The sequence below is a fragment of the Croceicoccus marinus genome (assembly GCF_001661675.2).
Lineage (GTDB): Bacteria > Pseudomonadota > Alphaproteobacteria > Sphingomonadales > Sphingomonadaceae > Croceicoccus > Croceicoccus marinus.
Map to the genome: position 1 here is coordinate 397536 of NZ_CP019602.1, position 19149 is coordinate 416684.

The window sequence follows — 19149 nt, forward strand, 5'->3', positions numbered from 1 at the left end:
GGCAAGGGCGCGCCGCCGTTCGTCGCGGCGGCGCGCCGCCCCCCCCCCCAAGCAGTATTCGGCTCAGCCCATCAGGATCCGGATCAGCCCATCAGGATCCGGTCGAGCGCCAGCCGGAACGCCTGCATGTCGGCGGCGGAGCCGACCGTGATCCGGCTCATCGTCGGCAATGCGTCCCATGACCGGCCGATCTGCACGTTATGCTCCATGAACTTTGCCTGCATGTCGGCGGGGGTCCCCAGCGTGCCCCAGTCGGCCATGAACATGTTCGCGTGCGACGCGATCGTCGGGATGCCGCGCGCCTGCATGTGGGCCAGGGTCTCCTCGCGCACCGCGACCATCTCGGCACGGCGGGCGGCGATCTTGCCGGCCAGCGGCAGGCAGGCGGTGCCGCAGGCGACCGCGGTCATCGGCACCATGAAGGTCACCTGCTGACCGTCATAGCGCATCATCCGGTCATACAGCGCGGGATTGGCGAAGGTCAGCCCCAGCCGCATCCCCGCCATGCCGAACATCTTGGAAAAGGTGCGCAGCACGATCACGTCGTCGCGGCTGGCGGCAAGGCCGGCGGCGCTGGGCGTGTCGGCGAAGTGGATATAGGCCTCGTCCACCACCAGCACGGCGTCCTTCGGCTTGTTCTCCGCCAGCCAGACGATATCGGCCAGCGGGGTCAGCGTGCCGGTGGGGTTGTTGGGCGAGCAGATGTAATAGAGCCCCGCGTTCGGATCGGCGGCCAGCATCGCGCGCACGTCGTGGCGGTGGTCGGCGGTCAGCGGCACGCGCTGCAGCGGAACCCCCAGCCACTGGCTGGTGCGCCACGCCTGCTCATAGCTGGGATCGGCGGTCACCAGCCCGCGTTCGGGCGAGCAGAAGCTGACGACCACGCGGTTGAGCGGATCGCTGGAGCCGGGCCAGGAAAGGATGTGGTCCTGCGGCACGCCCTCGACCCCGGCCACCGTGGCGGCGAGGCGGGCGTGATCGTTGTCGGGTTCGTAGCGATTGCCTTCCTTCACCGCCATCGCGGCGGCGGCGGCGCCCTCGGCAAAGGGGCCGGTCCAGCATTCGTTCGACGCGATCCGCACCGCGCCCACCGCGGCAGGGCCGGATTGCTGGGCAAGGGCGGGGCGGCCGAAGCTGGCCATTGCCGTGCCGCCGCCCAGGATCATCGCGATGCGGCCGACCTGGCGGCGGTTGAAGCCGCGCCCGCCCAGTTCCTCGCGCGTGTCGGCGGGCAGCGTTGCGTGCGGCATCTGGTATTCGTCAGCGTAATCGTCGGACAGCATGGCCGGGCCCCTTGTGGTGATCGCAAACGCCTGCACCGTTCCCCCGCTTTGCAGCATGTCAGGGCATGCGGCCACGACCGCCCGAAACCCCCTGCTGCGCTATGCGAAGGGGAGTTCATCAAATAAGGGAGGAATTGTCCATCGGTTCGTGAACCCGGACGTCATATTCGGTTGCCGCTTTACTTGAAGCGGCCGCGTAAACCCTGCCCGTTCATAATGAATATCAGTCTTTCGTAAAGCTGGCGGGCAGCAGTCTTCGCCCCCGGCGTCAGGCTCGCCATGGGGGCGGGGCCGCCGATCCGGGGGAAGCGAGATGAGTCAGTTGGGCGCGATCTTCATGGCCATCGGCCTGGCCTTGCTGCTGTTCCTGCCGAATTTCCGCAGCCGCAACATGCGCATGGCGTCGCAGGTCGGCAGCGCCGCGGTATTCGGCGCGGGCACGATCGGCTTCGTCATCGGCGTGATGACGCCGCCCGTCTAGGCGGGCGGCGTCGATCGCGGGAACCGATCAGTAGGGCACGCCCCAATAGCCATAGATCTGCGCGGCATAGGCGCGGTCCCAGTCGGGGCGTTCATTGTCGCGGATCGTCGGGCTGGCCTTCAGCGTGTCCTCTTCGGCGGAAAGCACATAGCCTTCGAGCGCAGTGTCGTAGTCCAGCGCTTCCCACGGCACGGGGCGGTGTTCCGCGCCCAGGCCCAGGAAGCCGCCGAAGCTCAACACCGCATATTCGACGCGGCCATTGCGCTTGCCGACCATGAAATGGTTGATCTTGCCGATCTTCTCGCCATCGGGGCGATAGACGGCGGTGCCTTCCACGCGGTCGGACGCGATCAGGTCCTTGCCCTCGTCGCGCTCCATCATGTGTCCGGAATCCACCAGCTCGCGCACGGAGCGGCTGCGGCCAGTATCGGTACGGCCAGTGCCGGTGCGGGTGGTGCTGTTGCGTTCTGCGGTATCGGCCATGGTCATTCTCCCTTGTTGTGGGTGAAGATGATGGCGCCTTGGGTCGAGAGATTGCTCGGCCGGCTCGCGCGGCGTCATCCTCTATGGAAGAAAGTCGCCCACGGCGCGTCCGGTTCCGGGAAATCGCATCTATATTCGCCGGTTTTCAGGCGGCGAGCGGAGAGGATCGCCCGTCCTCCAGCACTGCGCCGAGTGCGGCGACGAACTGGTCGGTCGCCGCGTCCCAGCTGAAGCTGGCGCCATAGGCGGCGCAATCGGCCCGGCTGGCAAGCAGCGCATGGGCGATGGCGGTGTCGAGATCGTCGTCCACCGCGCCGATGGTGCGGGAAAGCTGGCTCTCTCCGCCCCGGCCGCGGGGGCCGACGATGTCGATGGGCCCCTGCACCGGATAGCCCGCGACCGGCACGCCGCAGGCCAGCGCCTCGACCATGACCAGCCCGAACGTGTCGGACCGGCTGGGAAAGACGAAGCAATCGGCGGCGGCATAGGCGCTGGCGAGATCCGGTCCGGTCAGCCTGCCGGTGAACACGGCGGCCGGGTAGCGCGCCTTCAGGCCGGCGAGGGCGGGACCGTCGCCAACCACCACGCGCGTGCCCGCATGGCGCGAGCCGAGAAAGTCGTCCAGACCCTTTTCGGGCGCGAGCCGGCCGACATAGAGCAGCACCGGGCCGGGCAGCGCGCGCAGCCGCGGATCGGGCGCGGCGGCGGCATGGAACAGGTCGGAATCGATCCCGCGCGACCACGGCGCGACCGGTCCGATGCCGCGCGCGGCCAGTTCGGCGCGCAGGCTGGGCGTGGCGGCCAGCACCGCGCGCGAGGGGGCGTGGAAATGCCGCATGATCGGCCAGAAGCGCTCTGCCGAAAGTCCGGTGCGGACGGCGGCATAGTCGGGAAAGCGCGTGTGGAACGCGGTGGTGAAGGGCATCGCGTTCCGCCGGCACCAGCGCCGCGCGGCCCAGCCGATCGGGCCTTCGGTGACGATGTGGACAAGGTCGGGGCGAAAAGCCTCGATCAGGCGGGCGGCGCGCGCGCCGGGCGCCATCGCCAGCCGGATCTCGCCATAGAACGGCATCGGCATGTTCACGAACAGGTCGGGGGTGACCAGTCCGACGACATGGCCGCGCGCCCGCAGCCGGGCGATCGTTTCCTGCAGCGTGCGAACCACCCCATTGACCTGCGGGACCCACGCATCGGTGGCCAGCAGGATGCGCCGGGGCATCGGGGTGGCAGGCGGGGCGGGCGGGGCGCGATCTGCCACCGTCAGGCCGCCGCGGGTTCGGCGGCGGGGACCGGTTCGGGCAGCGGCGGGTCCTGCTGCGCCTGGCGAGAGATCCTCTCGCGGTCGCGCATGTCGGCGGCGTGGTCGATGATCCGCATGGCGCCGTCGAAATCCTCGACCAGCGCGGTGCAGCTTTCGACCCAGTCGCCGTCGTTGTAATAGGTGACGTCGCCGATCTGGCGGATCTCGGCGCAGTGGATATGGCCGCACACCACCCCGTCGACCCCGCGTTCGCGCGCGGCATGGGCGACCGCTTCCTCGTAATCGCAGACGAACTGGACGACGTTCTTCACGCGGTGCTTCAGATAGGCCGACAGCGACCAGTAGGGCAGCTTGAGCAGGCGGCGCACGCGGTTGAGCCAGATGTTCGACTTCAGCAGCAGCGCATAGGCCTGGTCCCCCGCAAAGGCGAGCCAGCGGGCATAGAGCACCACCCCGTCGAACGCATCGCCGTGGACCACCATCAGGCGGCGGCCGTCGGCGGTGGTGTGGATCACCTCGTTCGCGATCTCGACCCCGCCGAAATGCATGCCGGCATAGCTTCGCAGCATCTCGTCATGGTTGCCCGCGACCAGGATCACGCGGGTGCCGCGATGCGCCATCTTCAATATGCGGCGCACCACCTCGTTATGGGCGTCGGGCCAGTACCAGCCCTTCTTCAGCCGCCAGCCGTCGACGATGTCGCCGACCAGGTACAGCGTCTCGCACTCCACCCCCGACAGGAAGTCGATCAGCAGTTCGGCGTTGCAGCCCGGCGTGCCGAGATGGACGTCGGAGATATAGACGGTGCGATAGCGGCGCTTGGGGCGAAAGCCGCGCGGTTCGGGGCGGTCCAGCCAGTCGGGCAGCATGCCCGGCGCGGCGATGGCGCTGTCCGCGCCAAGATGCGTGAAAATCGACTTCCGCATGTCCGGTCCCCTATCGTTCGTTCGTGCGTTCGTTCGTTGGTTCTTTCGGGCCAAGTCAGCGCGGCTGCGCGCGCTTGCGCCAGATGTCATTTCCTCTCTATCAACCTCGTCATGCCCGCGCGTTGTTTCGGTTCGGCGACGGTGTGACAGCGTTGTGACGGGAAGCGGGGTAAAGCTGTGGAAAAGCTGGGGGCATATTGTGAGCGGGCTGGGGAGGCTGTGGTGAAATCCGCGCCGAGGGTCCATCTATCGCCTCGACCATGCTGACCAGCCTGCAGATCCGCAATATCGTCCTGATAGAGGCGCTCGACCTCGACTTCCGTGCGGGGCTCGGCGTGCTGACGGGCGAGACGGGGGCGGGCAAGTCGATCCTGCTCGACGCGCTGGGGCTGGTGCTGGGCAACCGGGCGGAAACATCGTTGGTGCGCAGCGGCGAGGACAAGGCCAGCGTCACCGCGACATTCGAATTCGCCGCCATGCCCCCGCTGCTGGCCGAGGCGCTGGAGGATGCGGGCGTCGAGATCGAGCCGGGCGAACCGTTGCTGCTGCGCCGGCAGGTAAAGGTGGATGGCGGATCCAAGGCCTTCGTCAACGGGCAGCCGGTGGGGGTGGCGGTGCTGCGCTCGCTTGCGCCCGCGCTGGTCGAATTGCACGGGCAGCACGACGACCGCGGGTTGGTGAACCCGCGCGGCCACCGCGAACTTCTGACCCGCTACGCCGGGATGGACGAAAGCCGCGTCGCCGAGGCGTGGGCTGCATGGCGCAAGGCCGAGGATGCGCTGGCCGAAGCGAAGCGCATCGCCGCCGACGCGCAGGCGGAGGAAGAGCTGTTGACCGCGCATGTCGAGGAGCTTGAGAAGCTGGCTCCCGTGCCGGGCGAGGAGGAGGAACTCGCGCTGGCCCGCGCCGACATGCAGAAGGGCGAGCGGCTGGCCGACGATCTGTCCGACCTGGGGCATGTGTTCGCAGGGTCCGACGGGCCGCTGGCGCAATTGCGCTCCGCCGCGAGAAAGCTCGACCGCATTGCCGAGGATCACCCCGCGCTGGGCGAGGCGCTGGCCGCGCTTGACCGCGCGCTGATCGAGGGGGGCGAGGCGGAGGAAGCGCTGACCCGCGCGAACGAGGCGCTGGCCTTCGATCCGCAGGTTCTGGACGAGACCGAGCGCCGCCTGTTCGACCTGCGCGCCGCCGCCCGCAAGCACGATGTCGAGGTCGATGCGCTGCCCGCGAAGCTGGAGGCGATGCGCGAGGCGCTGGACGCGATCACCCATTCGGGCGAACGCATCGCCGCGCTGGAGCGCAAGGCGTTCGACGCGGGCGCGCATTACCACGCCGAGGCAGAGACCTTGTCTGCCGCGCGGGTCGAGGCCGCGCGCAGGCTGGACAAGGCGGTCGCGGCGGAACTGGCGCCGCTGAAGCTGGATGCCGCGAAGTTCCGCACCGCGGTCCAGCGCCTGCCCGAGGAACGCTGGGGCCCGCACGGCATGGACGGGGTGGAATTCCTGATCGCGACCAATCCGGGTGCGCCCTATGCGCCGCTGACCAAGATCGCCTCTGGCGGCGAATTGTCGCGCTTCATCCTGGCGCTGAAGGTCGCGCTGGCCGAGGAGGGCGGCGCGGCGGTCATCATCTTCGACGAGATCGACCGCGGCGTCGGCGGCGCGGTCGCCAGCGCGATCGGCGACCGGCTGGCGCGGCTGGCGAATGGCTCCTCAGCAAGCGGCAAAGGCAACGGAAGCGCCGCGGGACAATTGCTGGCCGTCACCCACAGCCCGCAAGTCGCGGCGCGCGGCGGCAGCCACTACATGATCGCGAAATCGAGCGAGGGCACGGTCACGCGCACCTCGGTCCGCATGCTGGACGCCGGACAGAGGATCGAGGAAATCGCCCGCATGCTGTCGGGCGCGGAAATCACGCCCGAGGCACGGGCACAGGCCGAGCGCCTGCTGGAAGGTGTATAGCGCGATGGACGAGCAGAGCCGCAGGACCCGGATCGAGCATGGCGGCTTCCTGCTGTTCCTGCTGGCCATCACCGTGCTGCTGGGCTTCATCGCCTGGCCGTTCCTGACCGCGCTGTTCTGGGCGATGCTGGCGGCGATCATGTTCCAGCCGCTGTATCGCCGGGTGCTGCGCAACATGGGCGGGCGGCGCAACCGCGCGGCGGCGCTGACCCTGCTGGTCATCACGGTCGCGGTCGTCATCCCGCTGATGATCATCGGCACGATGATCGTCGACCAGGCCACCGGCATCTATCTGGCGATCCAGGAAGAGCAGCTGGATGCCAGCCAGTATTTCCGCTGGGGCTATGACGCATTGCCAGCGCGGCTGCAGGTGATGGTCGACAATTCGGGATATGGCGATTTCTACGTCCTGCAGCAGCGGGCGCTGGAACTGCTGCAGGAAAGCGTCGGCCTGATCGCCAGCAAGGCGCTTGAGATCGGCGGCGGGGTGCTGGGCTTTGCGTTGTCCTTTGCGGTGGGACTGTATGCCGCCTTCTTCATGCTGCGCGATGGGGAGGAGCTGACCGCGGCGGTGCAGACCAGCCTGCCGATGAAGCCTTCCATCGCCGAGCGTCTGGTGGAAAGCTTCGTGTCGGTCACGCGCGCGACGATCAAGGGATCGATCGTGGTCGGGCTGGTGCAGGGCGCGCTGGGTGCGATCACCTTCTGGATCGTGGGCCTGCCCGCCGCGCTGCTGTTCGGCCTTTTGATGGCGATCTTCTCGCTGTTGCCCGCGGTGGGGACGGCCATCGTGTGGGTGCCGGCGGCGATCTATCTGTTGGCGACGGGCGCGATCTGGCAGGGGCTGGTGGTGATCGGTTCGGGCGTGCTGGTGATCGGCATGGCCGACAATGCGCTGCGGCCGATACTGGTCGGGCGCGATACCGGGCTGCCCGACTGGGTGATCCTGGTCACCACTTTGGGCGGGATCGGTGTGCTGGGAATCACCGGCATCGTGGTCGGCCCGGTGGCCGCCGGGCTGTTCATCACCGGCTGGGCGATCCTGCGCGAACAGCGCGGGCTGGCAGAGGGCTAGTCAGCCGGGTTTTCCGGGCTTTCGACCGGGCGCACGGCGGTCATTTTCACCGGTTGCGCCAGCATCTGGCCCTTCATCCAGCCCTCTCCCCTGTCGGGGTCGAGCGGGGCGTTCCAGATCGCTTCCACCACGTCCATCCCGTCGACCACGTGGCCGAACGCGGCATAGCCTGCGCGGCGGGCCGGATCCGGATTGTCGGGATCGGCATCGAGGCCCGGCATGTCGGACAGCAGGATGGACCAGTCGCCGGTGGCGCTGCCCGGCTCCAGCATGGCCATCGACAGGGTGCCGCGCGTGTGTTCGATGCCGGTCTGGTCGGTCGGTTCGTGCGCGATCGGCGGCAGCACACGGTCGGGATAGCCCTGCGCGCCGCCCTGGATCAGCCCGTTGGGCTGCTCGCCCCAGTCGAGGCGCATGGCGCGGTAGAATTCCGCCCCGTCGAAGCGCTTTTCCGTGGCATAGCGCAGGAAATTGGCGGCAGTGACCGGCGCGCGTTCGACCTCGAGCGCGACGGTGATGGTGCCCAGCGACGTTTCTATGGCCACAAGCTGCGTGCGCGGCGCGACGGTCGTGTCGCTGGCGGTCGGCGCCTGCGGCGTGTCCTGTGCCGCGGCGGCGGCGGGGGTGGGGATCGGCTGGTCGGCGGCGGGCTGCGCGGCGGCGGGTAGGGCCAGGAACAGGGCGGCGGCAAGGGAGAGCATGCGGGTCATGCGCGCGAGTATTGCGCTGCCGGGGCGGGGGTGCAAGCGGTCATGGCATCGGCTGCTGGCCGACGAACGATATAGACCGCTCGACCGGCGACATGGTTGCTGGGCCCTTGCCGTTTACAGCTGTAGTCGTATCGTCTACATCTGTAGTCGCAATTCGAGACACGGGAACGATTCATGCCAGATGCCGCCGCCGACCGCATTTCCGAAGCCGAGCAATCGGTGCTGGAAGCGCTGTGGGAGGCGGGCGAGCCGCTGACCGCATCGCAAGTGGCCGAGCGCGTGGACGAGGAAAAGGGCTGGAGCTTGGCCACGGTCAAGACGCTGCTGTCGCGGCTGGTCGCCAAGAACGCCATCGCGACCGAGCCCGATGGCCGCCGTTTCCTCTATTCGCCGCTGATCGGGCGCGAGGCCTTTCTGGGCAGCGAATCGCGCCGCCTGCTGGACCGCCTGTTCGGCGGGCGCGCGGCCAGCCTGTTCGCGCATCTGGCCGAAGCCGAGGCGCTGAGCGAGCGCGACCTGACCGAGATCGAGGGACTGCTGAGGGAGCTCAGGAAATGATGACGCCAACGGGAATGACTGGGGACATCGCCCTTCTGGATTACGCCGCCGACACGCTGATCGGAACCGGGGTGCTGATCGCCGCCGCGCTGCTGCTGCGCCGGCCGGTGGCGCACTGGTTCGGGCCGCGCGCGGCCTATGCGCTGTGGGCCTTGCCGCTGGCACGGCTGGTCATGCCGCCGCTGGTGCTGCCGGCGTGGATGCGGCCCGCCGAGGTGCCCGCCGTAGATGCGGCGCCGGTTGCGGCAAACGTCCCGCTGTTCGCAGACAAGACCCCGCCGGTGCTGCCGCAGGCCGATCTGGCCGCCATGGGCGATCCCGCGCCGTCGCTGATCGCGCCTGATGTGCTGGTCGGATCGCTGGTGTTCGTCTGGCTGGCGGTGGCGCTGGCGTTCCTGGCATGGCGCTGGTCGTCCTATCACCGCATGCGCCGCATGCTGCTGAAGGGCGCGCGACCGGTGGGCGAATGGGAAGACATCCGCCTGGTCGAGACCGATGCCGTTGCCGCGCCCGTCGCATTCGGCGTGCTGGACAAGGTTATCGCGATGCCGACCGGCTTCATGGCCGACCTCGACAGCGCGGGCCGCGACCTCGCCATCGCGCATGAGATCGCGCATCACCGCGGGCACGATCTGCTCGCCAATATTGCCGCCCAGCCCTTGCTGGCGCTGCACTGGTTCAATCCGATCGCGTGGCTGGGCTGGCGCGCGATGCGGCGGGACCAGGAAGCCGCGTGCGATGCGCGCGTCATGGATTCGCATGCCGACGGAGGGCGCGACGTCGCCATTCGCGCGCATTACGGATCGGTGATCGCCGCCTCTGCGCGTGAGCAGAACCTTGCCCTTGCAGCCCCCATGGCCGGATTTCGGGAGATCGGGCCCCTGCTGGGCGAGAAAGCCATCGTCCATCGTCTCAGGAGCCTGACCATGTCCCCCTCCCGCCTGCGCCGCCGTACCGGTATCATGCTGATCGGCGCCGGAGCCTGCGTCGCTTTGCCGCTGACCGCATCGATCTCCTATGCCGAGGGGCAGGTCGACGTGCCCGCGCCGCCTTCCGTGCCGGCCGCGGTGCCCGCCGTGCCGCAGCCGCCGCTGCCCCCCGCGGCGCCCTTTGCGCCCGAGCCGCCGCTGCCGCCCGAACCCCCGCTGCCGCCCGAGCACGGCGTCCATTCGGGCGACCCGCACAGCTGGATCTTCGAGGAGCAGCGCGAGCTGGAAGAGGAAGATGCCGAAATGGTGCGGGAACAGGCCCAGCTTCGTGAAGAGATCCGCATGGTGCGCCGCGACACGGATATGAGCCGCTCCGAGCGCGCCCATGTCGAGCGCGAACTGGAACGCGCCGCCGCCGAGCTGGAGCGTTCCCGCGTCGACATTCGCCGGGCCGCGCGCGAGGCGATGCGAGCCGCCGCCGCCGCGCCGCAGGTGCAGGAATTCACCTCCGCCGACGGCAAGCTGCGCACGATCCGCGTCAGCCAGGTCGGAAACGACGGCAGGAGCCGCGTCGTGCAGGAGCATGTGATCGACGAGCGCGCGATCGAGCGCAGCGCCATGCACGCGGCCATCGCGGGGATCGAAGGCGCGCGGGTGGCGATCGCCTCGAGCGCGGCGATGTCGGCCGATGTGCGCGCTGAGGTGCTGGCCGATCTGGACGCCGAACTGGCCGAGCTTCGCCGCGACATGGCGGAATAGGTCGAAGGGTTCGTATTCCCATTACGCGCGGCCGGGGCGGGGTTCAGGTAGTCACCGGTCCGCCGCCCGCCATTCCCTGCAGGCAGACGGCCGGGGAAACCGCGATTCCGGGCGACCCTGCACGGCAGGCATCGATCTCGCCCGCCCGGCGGAGCAGCGGGCTGGGCGGCAGGGCGCGGAAGTCAGTTCCTTCCCGCGCCCCCACCCATCAGCCTGGCACCCATCAGCCGGCGCCCGTCAGCCCAGCAGGGCCGAGAAGGTGTCGCACTGGTCCTCGTCACCGGTGCGCAGGCCGCGTTGCAGCCATTCCTGGCGCTGGGCGCTGGTGCCGTGGGTGAAATTGTCGGGGCTGACGCGGCCCTGCGTCAGCGCGTCGTCGCCGATCGAGGAGGCGGCGGTCATGCCTTCCTCCAGGTCGCCGGGTTCCATCAGCTCGCTATTCTTGGCGGCCCACACGCCCGCATAGCAATCGGCCTGCAGCTCCATCGCGACCTGGATGCGGTTGGCCGCGCCGGGGTTCTGCTGCTGCAACTGGCGCACCTGTCCGGCCTGTCCGGTCAGGTTCTGGACGTGGTGGCCATATTCATGCGCCATCACATAGGCACGCGCGAAATCGCCGCCCGCGCCCAGCTGCTGGTCGAGCTGGTCGTAGAAGCTGGTGTCAATGTAGATGCCCTGGTCGCTCGGGCAATAGAACGGCCCCATCGCGCTCTGCGCCGCGCCGCAGCCCGAGCGGCCCTGACGGTCGTAGAAATTGAGCGTCGGGCGCGCGAAGTCGATGCCCGCATCCTGGAACAGCGGCTGCCATGTCTGGTCAAGCGAGGACAGCGCGGCGCAGCTTTCGCGGCTGTATTCGTTGACGCTGCAGCTTTCCTCCAGCGTCTGGCCGCCGGTCTGCACCGGGGCGCTGGAATCGACCGAATCGACCATGCCCAGCGTGGCCATCGGGTCCAGCCCGAAGATGAAATAGCCCGCGATCGCCAGCACCACCGCGCCGCAGCCCAGCTTGCCACCGCCGCCGCCAAGGCCCCCGCCGCCGCCCGCGCCGCGCTGGTCGCGCACCCTGATATTGCGGGAAATGTCGTTGAGCCGCATCGTCGCCCCCCTGATGATCTGCCACACATGCCGGGCGTGATTCGCCCGCGCACGTCAAGTTCCTGATCGACTACAAACCATAATGGAGGCTGAAATGTTCCTTTCCGGCAAGACCGCGCTCGTGACCGGTTCCACCTCGGGCATCGGGCTCGCCTATGCGAGGGCGCTGGCGGCGGAGGGAGCGAACCTGGTGATCAACGGTTTCGGCGACGAGGCGGAGATCGAGAAGGAACGCGCCGCGCTGGAGGCGGCAAGCGGGGCAAAGGCGATCTACGCGGGCGGCGACCTGACGAAGACCGAGGGCTGCGAGAGCCTGATGCAGGCGGGGCTGGATGCGTTCGGCGCGGTCGACATTCTGATCTGCAATGCGGGCATGCAATATGTCGCCCCGGTCGACGAATTCCCGGTCGAGAAATGGGACCAGATCATCGCGCTGAACCTGTCGAGCGCGTTCCATTGCTCGCGCCTTGCCATTCCCGGGATGAAGCAGAAGGGCTGGGGCCGCATCATCTTTACCGCCAGCGCCCATTCGCTGACCGCCTCGCCGTTCAAATCGGCCTATGTCTCGGCCAAGCATGCGCTGGCGGGGCTGGCCAAGACCATCGCGCTGGAACTGGCGGAGCAGAACGTGACCGCCAATTGCATCAGCCCCGGCTATGTCTGGACCCCACTGGTCGAGGAGCAGATCCCCGACACGATGAAGGCGCGCCGCATGACGCGCGAGCAGGTGATCAACGACGTGCTGCTGGAGCGCGAGCCGACCAAGAAATTCTCGACCGCCGAGGATATCGCCGCGGTCGCATTGTTCCTGTGCGGCAAGGCGGCGGACAATATCACCGGGACCAATATCTCGGTCGATGGCGGGTGGACCGCGCAATAATCCGGCAGTTTCACCCCCGCCGCGCGCCCGTTTCGCCCCCGTTTCGTCCAGGCGCCGCGGGGGTGCAATAAATGCACCATAGCCCTCTAGCGGAAGGGGGGTCATCTGGTTACATGGGCCGCCACGATTCCCCCCTTACGCAAATATGAAGGCAGGCAAGTCCCGTGGCGAACCGCATCACATCCGAAATCCCGCTGGGCCTGACCTTCGACGACGTGCTGCTGCGTCCTGCGGAATCGAACATCGTGCCCAGCATGGCCGATACCCGCACCCGCATCACGCGCGAGATCGCGCTGAACATCCCGATCCTGTCGAGCGCGATGGACACGGTGACCGAAGCCGACATGGCCATCGTCATGGCGCAGATGGGCGGCATGGGCGTGCTGCACCGCAACCTCACCATCGACGAGCAATGCGCCGCCGTGCGCCAGGTGAAGCGATTCGAGAGCGGGATGGTGGTGAACCCCATCACCATCACGCCCGAAGCGACTCTGGGCGAGGCGCGCGCGATCATGCAGGCGAACCGCATTTCCGGCATCCCGGTGGTCGAGGGGTCGGGGCGGCTGGTCGGCATCTTGACCAATCGCGACGTGCGCTTTGCCGCCAATGACGCGCAGCCGGTGAAGGAGCTGATGACGGCGGACGACCTCGCCACCGTCAGCGCCGATATCGGACAGGAAGAGGCGCGCCGCCTGCTCCACCAGCGCCGGATCGAGAAGCTGCTGGTGGTCGACGATGCCTATCACTGTATCGGGCTGATCACGGTCAAGGATATCGAGAAGGCCGTGACCTTTCCCGATAGCACGAAGGACAGCGCGGGCCGCCTGCGCGTGGCCGCTGCCTCGACCGTGGGGGACAAGGGTTTCGCGCGGACCGAGGCGCTGGTCGATGCGGGCGTCGATGTCGTGGTGATCGACACCGCGCATGGCCACAACAAGGATGTCGCCGCCGCGGTCGAGCGGGTGAAGAAGCTGTCGAACAGCGTGCAGGTGATCGCCGGAAACGTCGCCACGGCAGAGGCGACCAAGGCGCTGGTCGGCGCGGGCGCGGACGGGATCAAGGTGGGCATCGGCCCCGGATCGATCTGCACCACGCGCATCGTCGCGGGCGTCGGCGTGCCGCAGCTGACCGCCGTGATGGAAAGCGCCGAGGAAGCGATGAAGAGCGATGTGCCGGTCGTTGCCGATGGCGGCATCCGTTCGTCGGGCGATGCGGCCAAGGCGATCGCGGCGGGCGCGTCGACCATCATGGTCGGATCGATGCTGGCCGGGACCGAGGAAGCGCCGGGCGAGACGTTCCTGTACCAGGGCCGTTCGTACAAGAGCTATCGCGGCATGGGCAGCGTGGGCGCGATGGCGCGCGGGTCTGCTGACCGCTATTTCCAGCAGGACATCAAGGACCAGATGAAGCTGGTGCCCGAAGGCATCGAGGGCCAGGTCCCCTACAAGGGTCCGGCCAAGGATGTCGTCCACCAGCTGGTCGGCGGGATCAAGGCGGCGATGGGCTATACCGGCTGCGGCGATATTCCGTCGATGCGCCAGAAGGCCGAGTTCATCCGCATCACCAATGCGGGGCTTTCGGAAAGCCATGTCCACGACGTGACCATCACGCGCGAGGCGCCGAACTATCAGGGCCGCTGAGGCCGCGGTGGGATACGAAGCCCGCCTCGCCAAGGTTTTCGGGCTGGACGATGCGGGCTGGGATCGCCACGCCAATCCGTGGAGCGGGTGGAGCCGGCTGGTCACCGGGTGGCCGGTGATCATCGCGGTGGGCTGGAGCCGGCTGTGGATCGGCTGGTGGGCCGTGCCGCTGGGGCTGCTTGCCGCGTTCTGGCTGTGGCGCAATCCGCTGAGCTTTCCGCCCGCGCAGGGCGACAGCCACTGGATGAGCCGCGCCGTGTGGGGCGAGCGTCTGTGGATCCGGCGTGAAGGATTGGCCGAGGCGGGCCTGGCGGTCTGGAAATTTCATGGCTGGAACGTGCTGGCGGGGCTGGGCGCGGCGGTCGCAATATACGGGATCGTGATGTTCGACGTGATCGCCTGTTTCTCTGGCGCCTTGGCCAGTTTTTTCGCCAAGATCGGCTTTGTCGCGCGGTGCGAGACATTGTATCGGCGCGCCGTCGCCGTGCATCCCGAATTACGGCGCGGGGGCGCGCGATGACGCCTGCCGCACGGGTCCAGGCCGCCATCGAACTGCTGGACGGCATCATCTCCGCCGCGCGCGAGGGCGGTGCGCCTGCCGACCGCGTGGTGGCCGATGGGCTGCGCGCGCGCCGCTATGCCGGATCGAAGGACCGCCGCGCGATCCGAGAATTGGTCTATGGCGCGATCCGCGCCTGCGGACCGGTGCCCGATACGGGCCGCGCCGCGATGCTGCGATTGGCCGAGTTGCAGCCCGAACTGGCGGAATCGTTCGACGGATCCTCCTATGGCCCTGCATCCATCGGCGCGAATGAGAAGGCAGCGCAAGGCGGCGTCGCACCCGCCTGGCTGGCCGAGCGGCTGGCGGCGTCGGATATTGCGGGCGAAGAGGCCGAGGCGCTGCTGGACCGCGCCCCGCTGGACATTCGGGTCAATGCGCTGAAGGCCACGCGCGACGCGCTGGAACTGCCGGTGGCGGGCGAGCCTCTGCTCGCGCCGCATGGACTGCGCCTGCCTGCAGGCACTCCGGTCGAGGGGTGGGATGCCTACAAGGGCGGGCTGATCGAGGTGCAGGACGGCGGCAGCCAGCTGGCCTGCATGGCCGTGGGCGCGCAGCCGGGCGAGACGATCATCGATTTATGCGCGGGCGCGGGCGGCAAGACGCTGGCGCTGGCCGCGGCGATGGAGAACGCGGGCACGCTGGTCGCCTGCGATACCAATCGCCAGCGCCTGTCGAACCTGCGTCCCCGCGCCGAGCGGGCGGGCGCCGACATCGTGACCGAGATCCTGCTGAACCCCGGACGCGAACTGGACGCGCTGGACGCCTGGCGCGGCAAGGCCGATGCAGTGCTGGTCGATGCGCCCTGCAGCGGCACCGGGACCTGGCGGCGCAATCCCGAATCGCGCTGGCGCATCACGCCCGATGAGATCGAGCGACTGTCGGCCCTGCAGTTCCGCCTGCTGGAAATCGCGGGCCAGCTGCTGCGTCCCGGCGGGCGGCTGGTCTATGTCGTCTGCTCGCTGCTGGACGAGGAGGGCGCGGCGCTTTTCGGCAGGTTTACAGCGGCTTGCCCGGATCTGCTTGCCGATTCGCCGGCCATTTCCGCGGGCCGGTCAAGGGGCAGCGGGACACGGCTTACCCCGTATCGCGACGGCACGGACGGATTTTTCTTCGCGCGGGCGGCAAAGGTCTGATAATCTGACCTCCTATGGCTGACGTCTCGGCAAGATCCGGCCCGCCAGCGGCACGACATCTACCGCCTGTCCCAACAGCGGGGCAGGTCGCGAAGGCGGAGCAAGTCGCGGAACCGGGCGCATCGAACGGCAGTTACGGGATCACGCCCCCATCGCGGGGATCCACGCCTATGGAGCTTTTCATGCGCTATTCGCCCCTTGCCCTTGCCTTGTCCCTTGTCGTTGCCGTCACGGCCAGCACGGGTTTCGGACAAGTGCAGCAAACCGAAGATCCGCGCGTGACCGAACTGCTTTCGATGGGCCGGGCCGCGCTGGCGTCGGGTAATGCGGATGCGGCGACCGACCGGTTCGAGGCGGCGCTGGTGCTCGATCCCGGCTATGCGCCGACCTATCTGGAGCTGGCCGATGCCGCCCGCATGCGCGGCATGCAGGGGCAGGCGATCCATTACTACCGCGAGGCGCAGAGCCGCGATCCCGGCAATCTGCACGCGATCGCGGGCGAGGGCGCGGCCATGGCGGAAAAGGGCGCGACCGCCAAGGCGGAGCAGAACCTGGCCAAGCTGCAGAGCCTGTGCGGCACCAATTGCGCCGAGGCGGGCGAACTGGCCGCGGTGATTGCGCGCGGCCCGCTACCCGAAGTGAAATCGGCGGAGGCCAGCACGCCCGAGGGCATCGGCCCCGATTCCATCGGCAAGCCCGCGACCGAACAGAACTGATCGCCGGGCCTGGGCGCCGCGCGTCAGATCAGCGCGCGGAATTCGGCCAGCACCTGCTCGTACACCGGGCGCTTGAAGGGGATGATCAGCTCGGGCAGCAGTTCGGGTTCGATCCAGCGATATTCCTGGAATTCGGCGGGATCGTGCGCGGACAGGTCGATATGCTCGTCCCCGCCGGTGAAGCGCATCAGGAACCAGCTCTGCCGCTGGCCGATATACCGGCCGCCCCACAGCTTGCCGTGCAGATGCGGCGGCAGTTCATAGAACAGCTCTTCGCGCGTGGTGGCGACCAGTTCGACATGCTCGCGCCTTATGCCCGTTTCCTCGCGCAGTTCGCGGAAAGCGGCCTCGTTCATGTCCTCGCCCGGATCGACGCCGCCTTGCGGCATCTGCCACCAGTCGCCTTCCTTGGTGTCGATCCGCTTGCCGACGAACACGCGCCCCAGATCGTTGACGATCATCATCCCCGCGCAGGGACGGAACCGGGCGGGATCGCGGTCGGCTGAATTGGGCGTGGTCATGGAAAGGCGATTCCGCTTGGCTGATACGGCAGGTGTCGTCGCGCAGGTCAGATAGGGCCTTGCGCAAGCGCCCTGATATGGCGCAGCTTGCCGGGATACAAAGTATTTCTCGATTGTAACCTTGCAGGGGCCAGGCACGGTTCGCCTGCAGGGGGATTGAAAAAGCATAAGGGGCGTTCGCAGGCAGATTTCCGCAGGGCAGGACGGCTCCACTGGAAGAGGGTACGCGATGGCACAATCAGGCAGTCCCGCACCGGCTCGCGAAGCCGTCACCGTCCGCTTTGCCGGGGATTCGGGCGACGGCATGCAGCTGACCGGCGGGCAGTTCACCCTGTCGACCGCGCTGGCGGGTAACGATCTGGCGACCTTCCCCGACTTCCCGGCCGAAATCCGCGCCCCGCAGGGCACCTTGTTCGGCGTGTCGGCCTTCCAGATCAATTTCGGATCGACCGCGATCGAGACCGCGGGCGACGCCCCCGACGTGCTGGTCGCGATGAACCCCGCCGCCTTGAAAGTGAACCTGTCGGCGCTGAAACCCGGCGGGCTGATCATCGCCGACAGCGGCGAGTTCACGCAGCGCAACCTCGACAAGGCGAAATACGATACCAACCCGCTGGAAGACGGCAGCCTGGCGAAATGGGACCTGATGGCCCTCGACATCAGCGCGCAGACACTGGAAGCGGTGAAGCCGTACGGCCTTGGCAACAAGGAGGCGCTGCGCTGCAAGAACATGTGGACGCTGGGGCTGGCGCTCTGGATGTTCGACCGGCCGCGCGATCCCATCCATGACTGGCTGAACGCGAAATTCGCCAGGGCGCCCGACATTGCCGCCGCCAATATCGCGGCGCTGGATGCCGGGCATGCCTTTGGCGAGACGGCGGAGATTTCCGGCCCGCTGCGGCAGGTCCATGTCGATCCGGTCGAAAGCGAACCGGGCCTGTATCGCACGATCACCGGGGCGGAGAGCGTGTCGCTGGGCCTGGTCGCCGGGGCACAGCTGGCGGAATTGCCGATGTTCTTCGGCGGCTATCCGATCACGCCCGCCAGCGCGATCCTGCACCATCTGGCCCGGCTGCGCGAATTCGACGTCACGACGTTCCAAGCCGAGGACGAGATCGCCGCGATCTGCGCCGCCATCGGGGCAAGCTATGCAGGGCATCTGGGCGTCACCAGCTCGTCCGGCCCCGGCATCGCGCTGAAGGGCGAGGCGATGGGCCTTGCCATCATGACCGAGCTGCCGCTGGTGATCGTCAATTCGCAGCGCGGCGGGCCGTCGACCGGACTGCCGACCAAGACCGAGCAGTCGGACCTCTACCAGGCGGTCTATGGCCGCAATGGCGATGCGCCGCTGCCGGTGGTTGCCGCGCGAAGCCCCGCCGATGCGTTCGACTGCGCGATCGAGGCGTGCCGGATCGCGGTGCAGTACATGACGCCGGTGATGCTGCTGACCGACGGCTATATCGCCAATGCGGCCGAGCCGTGGAAGGTGCCCGATCCTTCGACGTTCGAGCCGTTTCCGGTGCAGTTCCTGATCCAGAAGAACGCGGCCGGGCCGGACGGAGAGCCGGCGCTGCTGCCCTACAAGCGCGACGAGAACGGCAGGCGCCCATGGATCAGGCCCGGCACGCCCGGCCTGATGCACCGCATCGGCGGGATCGAGAAGGATGCGCTGACGGGCAATATCTCGTACGATCCGGCGAACCACCAGCACATGACCGATGCGCGCAAGGCCAAGATCGACGGCGTGTCGGTGCCCGACCAGGACGTGTGCCTCGGCAATGACGGCGGCAGGCTGGTGCTGGTCGGCTGGGGCAGCACCTATGGCCCGATCCACCAGGCGGTGCGGCGGGCGAGGAAGCGGGGGCTGGACGTCAGCCATGTGCATGTCCGCCATGTCTGGCCGCTGCCAAGGAACCTTGGCGCGCTGCTGAAGGGTTTCGACAAGGTGCTGGTGCCCGAGATGAACACCGGCCAGTTCAAGACCGTGCTGCGCGACCAGTTCCTGGTCGATGCGCAGCCGCTGACCAAGACCAGCGGCCAGCCCTTTGCCATCGCCGAGATCGAGGATGCGATCTGCGACGCGCTGGGGACCCCTCGCCCCGGCCAGATCGGCGGCGAAGTGGCCGTGAACGACACCCAGCTCCCGACTCCCGAATCGGTCGAGCAGTAAGGAACA

18 protein-coding genes are annotated in these 19149 nt (G+C 68.1%); 11 read left to right on the forward strand and 7 right to left on the reverse strand.

Annotated features, from left to right (window positions below):
• Positions 1-83: 83 nt before the first annotated feature.
• The gene (locus tag A9D14_RS02010; RefSeq protein WP_066847919.1) at positions 84-1250 is read right to left on the reverse strand and encodes a pyridoxal phosphate-dependent aminotransferase; all 1167 of its coding nucleotides are present in this window, start codon (positions 1248-1250) and stop codon (positions 84-86) included.
• A 346-nt stretch (positions 1251-1596) separates the two neighbouring features.
• Here A9D14_RS02010 and A9D14_RS19270 point away from each other — a divergent pair, with 346 nt between their 5' ends.
• A complete protein-coding gene (locus A9D14_RS19270; RefSeq protein ID WP_157668107.1) occupies positions 1597-1764 on the forward strand; it encodes a hypothetical protein in 168 nt (55 codons plus the stop codon).
• A 27-nt stretch (positions 1765-1791) separates the two neighbouring features.
• Here A9D14_RS19270 and A9D14_RS02015 read toward each other — a convergent pair whose 3' ends face one another.
• From A9D14_RS02015 to A9D14_RS02025, 3 genes are all read right to left on the reverse strand, one after another.
• Positions 1792-2247 (reverse strand): PRC-barrel domain-containing protein, encoded by a 456-nt coding sequence (locus tag A9D14_RS02015; RefSeq protein ID WP_332459777.1) that lies wholly within the window; start codon positions 2245-2247, stop codon positions 1792-1794.
• Between the two features lie 145 nt (positions 2248-2392).
• The gene (locus A9D14_RS02020) at positions 2393-3466 is read right to left on the reverse strand and encodes a glycosyltransferase family 4 protein (protein WP_066842507.1); all 1074 of its coding nucleotides are present in this window, start codon (positions 3464-3466) and stop codon (positions 2393-2395) included.
• 41 nt (positions 3467-3507) lie between these two features.
• On the reverse strand, positions 3508-4434 hold the full coding sequence (locus A9D14_RS02025; protein ID WP_066842509.1) for a UDP-2,3-diacylglucosamine diphosphatase: 927 nt from the start codon (positions 4432-4434) through the stop codon (positions 3508-3510).
• Positions 4435-4694: 260 nt separating this feature from the next.
• Between A9D14_RS02025 and recN the strand changes: the two genes are divergently transcribed.
• Both recN and A9D14_RS02035 read left to right on the forward strand, forming a co-directional pair.
• Complete coding sequence (gene recN / locus A9D14_RS02030) at positions 4695-6395, forward strand: DNA repair protein RecN (RefSeq protein WP_066842511.1); 1701 nt, start codon at positions 4695-4697, stop codon at positions 6393-6395.
• A gap of 4 nt (positions 6396-6399) precedes the next feature.
• Positions 6400-7470, forward strand: a complete 1071-nt coding sequence (locus A9D14_RS02035; RefSeq protein WP_066842513.1) for an AI-2E family transporter — start codon at positions 6400-6402, stop codon at positions 7468-7470.
• Here the strand turns inward: A9D14_RS02035 and A9D14_RS02040 are convergent.
• Positions 7467-8180 carry a peptidylprolyl isomerase gene (locus tag A9D14_RS02040; protein WP_066842514.1) on the reverse strand — a complete coding sequence of 238 codons (714 nt, stop codon included), beginning with the start codon at positions 8178-8180 and terminating at the stop codon, positions 7467-7469. The genes A9D14_RS02035 and A9D14_RS02040 overlap by 4 nt on opposite strands.
• Before the next feature lie 174 nt (positions 8181-8354).
• Here A9D14_RS02040 and A9D14_RS02045 point away from each other — a divergent pair, with 174 nt between their 5' ends.
• Both A9D14_RS02045 and A9D14_RS02050 read left to right on the forward strand, forming a co-directional pair.
• Positions 8355-8738 (forward strand): BlaI/MecI/CopY family transcriptional regulator, encoded by a 384-nt coding sequence (locus A9D14_RS02045; protein WP_066842516.1) that lies wholly within the window; start codon positions 8355-8357, stop codon positions 8736-8738.
• On the forward strand, positions 8735-10426 hold the full coding sequence (locus A9D14_RS02050) for a M56 family metallopeptidase (RefSeq protein ID WP_083987539.1): 1692 nt from the start codon (positions 8735-8737) through the stop codon (positions 10424-10426). The genes A9D14_RS02045 and A9D14_RS02050 overlap by 4 nt, the downstream gene beginning before the upstream one ends.
• 237 nt (positions 10427-10663) lie before the next feature.
• On the opposite strand, the gene ypfJ is transcribed toward A9D14_RS02050, so the two are convergent.
• Positions 10664-11521 (reverse strand): KPN_02809 family neutral zinc metallopeptidase, encoded by an 858-nt coding sequence (gene ypfJ, locus A9D14_RS02055; RefSeq protein WP_066847935.1) that lies wholly within the window; start codon positions 11519-11521, stop codon positions 10664-10666.
• Positions 11522-11615: 94 nt separating this feature from the next.
• Between ypfJ and A9D14_RS02060 the strand changes: the two genes are divergently transcribed.
• From A9D14_RS02060 to A9D14_RS02080, 5 genes are all read left to right on the forward strand, one after another.
• Positions 11616-12401 (forward strand): 3-hydroxybutyrate dehydrogenase, encoded by a 786-nt coding sequence (locus tag A9D14_RS02060; RefSeq protein WP_066847938.1) that lies wholly within the window; start codon positions 11616-11618, stop codon positions 12399-12401.
• 164 nt (positions 12402-12565) lie between these two features.
• Positions 12566-14041 (forward strand): IMP dehydrogenase, encoded by a 1476-nt coding sequence (gene guaB / locus A9D14_RS02065; protein ID WP_232468715.1) that lies wholly within the window; start codon positions 12566-12568, stop codon positions 14039-14041.
• A 7-nt stretch (positions 14042-14048) separates the two neighbouring features.
• Positions 14049-14561: a DUF6653 family protein gene (locus A9D14_RS02070; RefSeq protein WP_066842519.1), complete on the forward strand. Its 513-nt coding sequence runs from the start codon at positions 14049-14051 to the stop codon at positions 14559-14561.
• On the forward strand, positions 14558-15736 hold the full coding sequence (locus A9D14_RS02075; RefSeq protein WP_066842521.1) for an RsmB/NOP family class I SAM-dependent RNA methyltransferase: 1179 nt from the start codon (positions 14558-14560) through the stop codon (positions 15734-15736). Before A9D14_RS02070 ends, A9D14_RS02075 begins: the two co-directional genes overlap by 4 nt.
• Before the next feature lie 182 nt (positions 15737-15918).
• Complete coding sequence (locus tag A9D14_RS02080; protein ID WP_198302035.1) at positions 15919-16452, forward strand: tetratricopeptide repeat protein; 534 nt, start codon at positions 15919-15921, stop codon at positions 16450-16452.
• Between the two features lie 23 nt (positions 16453-16475).
• On the opposite strand, the gene A9D14_RS02085 is transcribed toward A9D14_RS02080, so the two are convergent.
• Positions 16476-16973: an RNA pyrophosphohydrolase gene (locus A9D14_RS02085; protein WP_066842534.1), complete on the reverse strand. Its 498-nt coding sequence runs from the start codon at positions 16971-16973 to the stop codon at positions 16476-16478.
• A gap of 229 nt (positions 16974-17202) precedes the next feature.
• Between A9D14_RS02085 and A9D14_RS02090 the strand changes: the two genes are divergently transcribed.
• Complete coding sequence (locus A9D14_RS02090; RefSeq protein ID WP_066842536.1) at positions 17203-19143, forward strand: 2-oxoacid:acceptor oxidoreductase subunit alpha; 1941 nt, start codon at positions 17203-17205, stop codon at positions 19141-19143.
• Positions 19144-19149 lie beyond the last annotated feature (6 nt).

What these genes read in the sequence shown, in the direction of transcription:
- A9D14_RS02060 (WP_066847938.1), top strand. Translation starts at nt 11,616, where the DNA reads ATGTTCCTTTCCGGCAAGACCGCGCTCGTGACCGGTTCCACCTCGGGC.
- A9D14_RS19270 (WP_157668107.1), top strand. Translation starts at nt 1,597, where the DNA reads ATGAGTCAGTTGGGCGCGATCTTCATGGCCATCGGCCTGGCCTTGCTG.
- A9D14_RS02010 (WP_066847919.1), bottom strand. Translation starts at nt 1,250, where the DNA reads ATGCCGCACGCAACGCTGCCCGCCGACACGCGCGAGGAACTGGGCGGG.
- A9D14_RS02025 (WP_066842509.1), bottom strand. Translation starts at nt 4,434, where the DNA reads ATGCGGAAGTCGATTTTCACGCATCTTGGCGCGGACAGCGCCATCGCC.
- A9D14_RS02090 (WP_066842536.1), top strand. Translation starts at nt 17,203, where the DNA reads ATGGCACAATCAGGCAGTCCCGCACCGGCTCGCGAAGCCGTCACCGTC.
- A9D14_RS02040 (WP_066842514.1), bottom strand. Translation starts at nt 8,180, where the DNA reads ATGACCCGCATGCTCTCCCTTGCCGCCGCCCTGTTCCTGGCCCTACCC.
- A9D14_RS02035 (WP_066842513.1), top strand. Translation starts at nt 6,400, where the DNA reads ATGGACGAGCAGAGCCGCAGGACCCGGATCGAGCATGGCGGCTTCCTG.
- A9D14_RS02045 (WP_066842516.1), top strand. Translation starts at nt 8,355, where the DNA reads ATGCCAGATGCCGCCGCCGACCGCATTTCCGAAGCCGAGCAATCGGTG.
- A9D14_RS02015 (WP_332459777.1), bottom strand. Translation starts at nt 2,247, where the DNA reads ATGGCCGATACCGCAGAACGCAACAGCACCACCCGCACCGGCACTGGC.
- A9D14_RS02075 (WP_066842521.1), top strand. Translation starts at nt 14,558, where the DNA reads ATGACGCCTGCCGCACGGGTCCAGGCCGCCATCGAACTGCTGGACGGC.
- A9D14_RS02050 (WP_083987539.1), top strand. Translation starts at nt 8,735, where the DNA reads ATGATGACGCCAACGGGAATGACTGGGGACATCGCCCTTCTGGATTAC.
- A9D14_RS02085 (WP_066842534.1), bottom strand. Translation starts at nt 16,973, where the DNA reads ATGACCACGCCCAATTCAGCCGACCGCGATCCCGCCCGGTTCCGTCCC.
- A9D14_RS02020 (WP_066842507.1), bottom strand. Translation starts at nt 3,466, where the DNA reads ATGCCCCGGCGCATCCTGCTGGCCACCGATGCGTGGGTCCCGCAGGTC.
- A9D14_RS02080 (WP_198302035.1), top strand. Translation starts at nt 15,919, where the DNA reads ATGCGCTATTCGCCCCTTGCCCTTGCCTTGTCCCTTGTCGTTGCCGTC.
- ypfJ (WP_066847935.1), bottom strand. Translation starts at nt 11,521, where the DNA reads ATGCGGCTCAACGACATTTCCCGCAATATCAGGGTGCGCGACCAGCGC.
- recN (WP_066842511.1), top strand. Translation starts at nt 4,695, where the DNA reads ATGCTGACCAGCCTGCAGATCCGCAATATCGTCCTGATAGAGGCGCTC.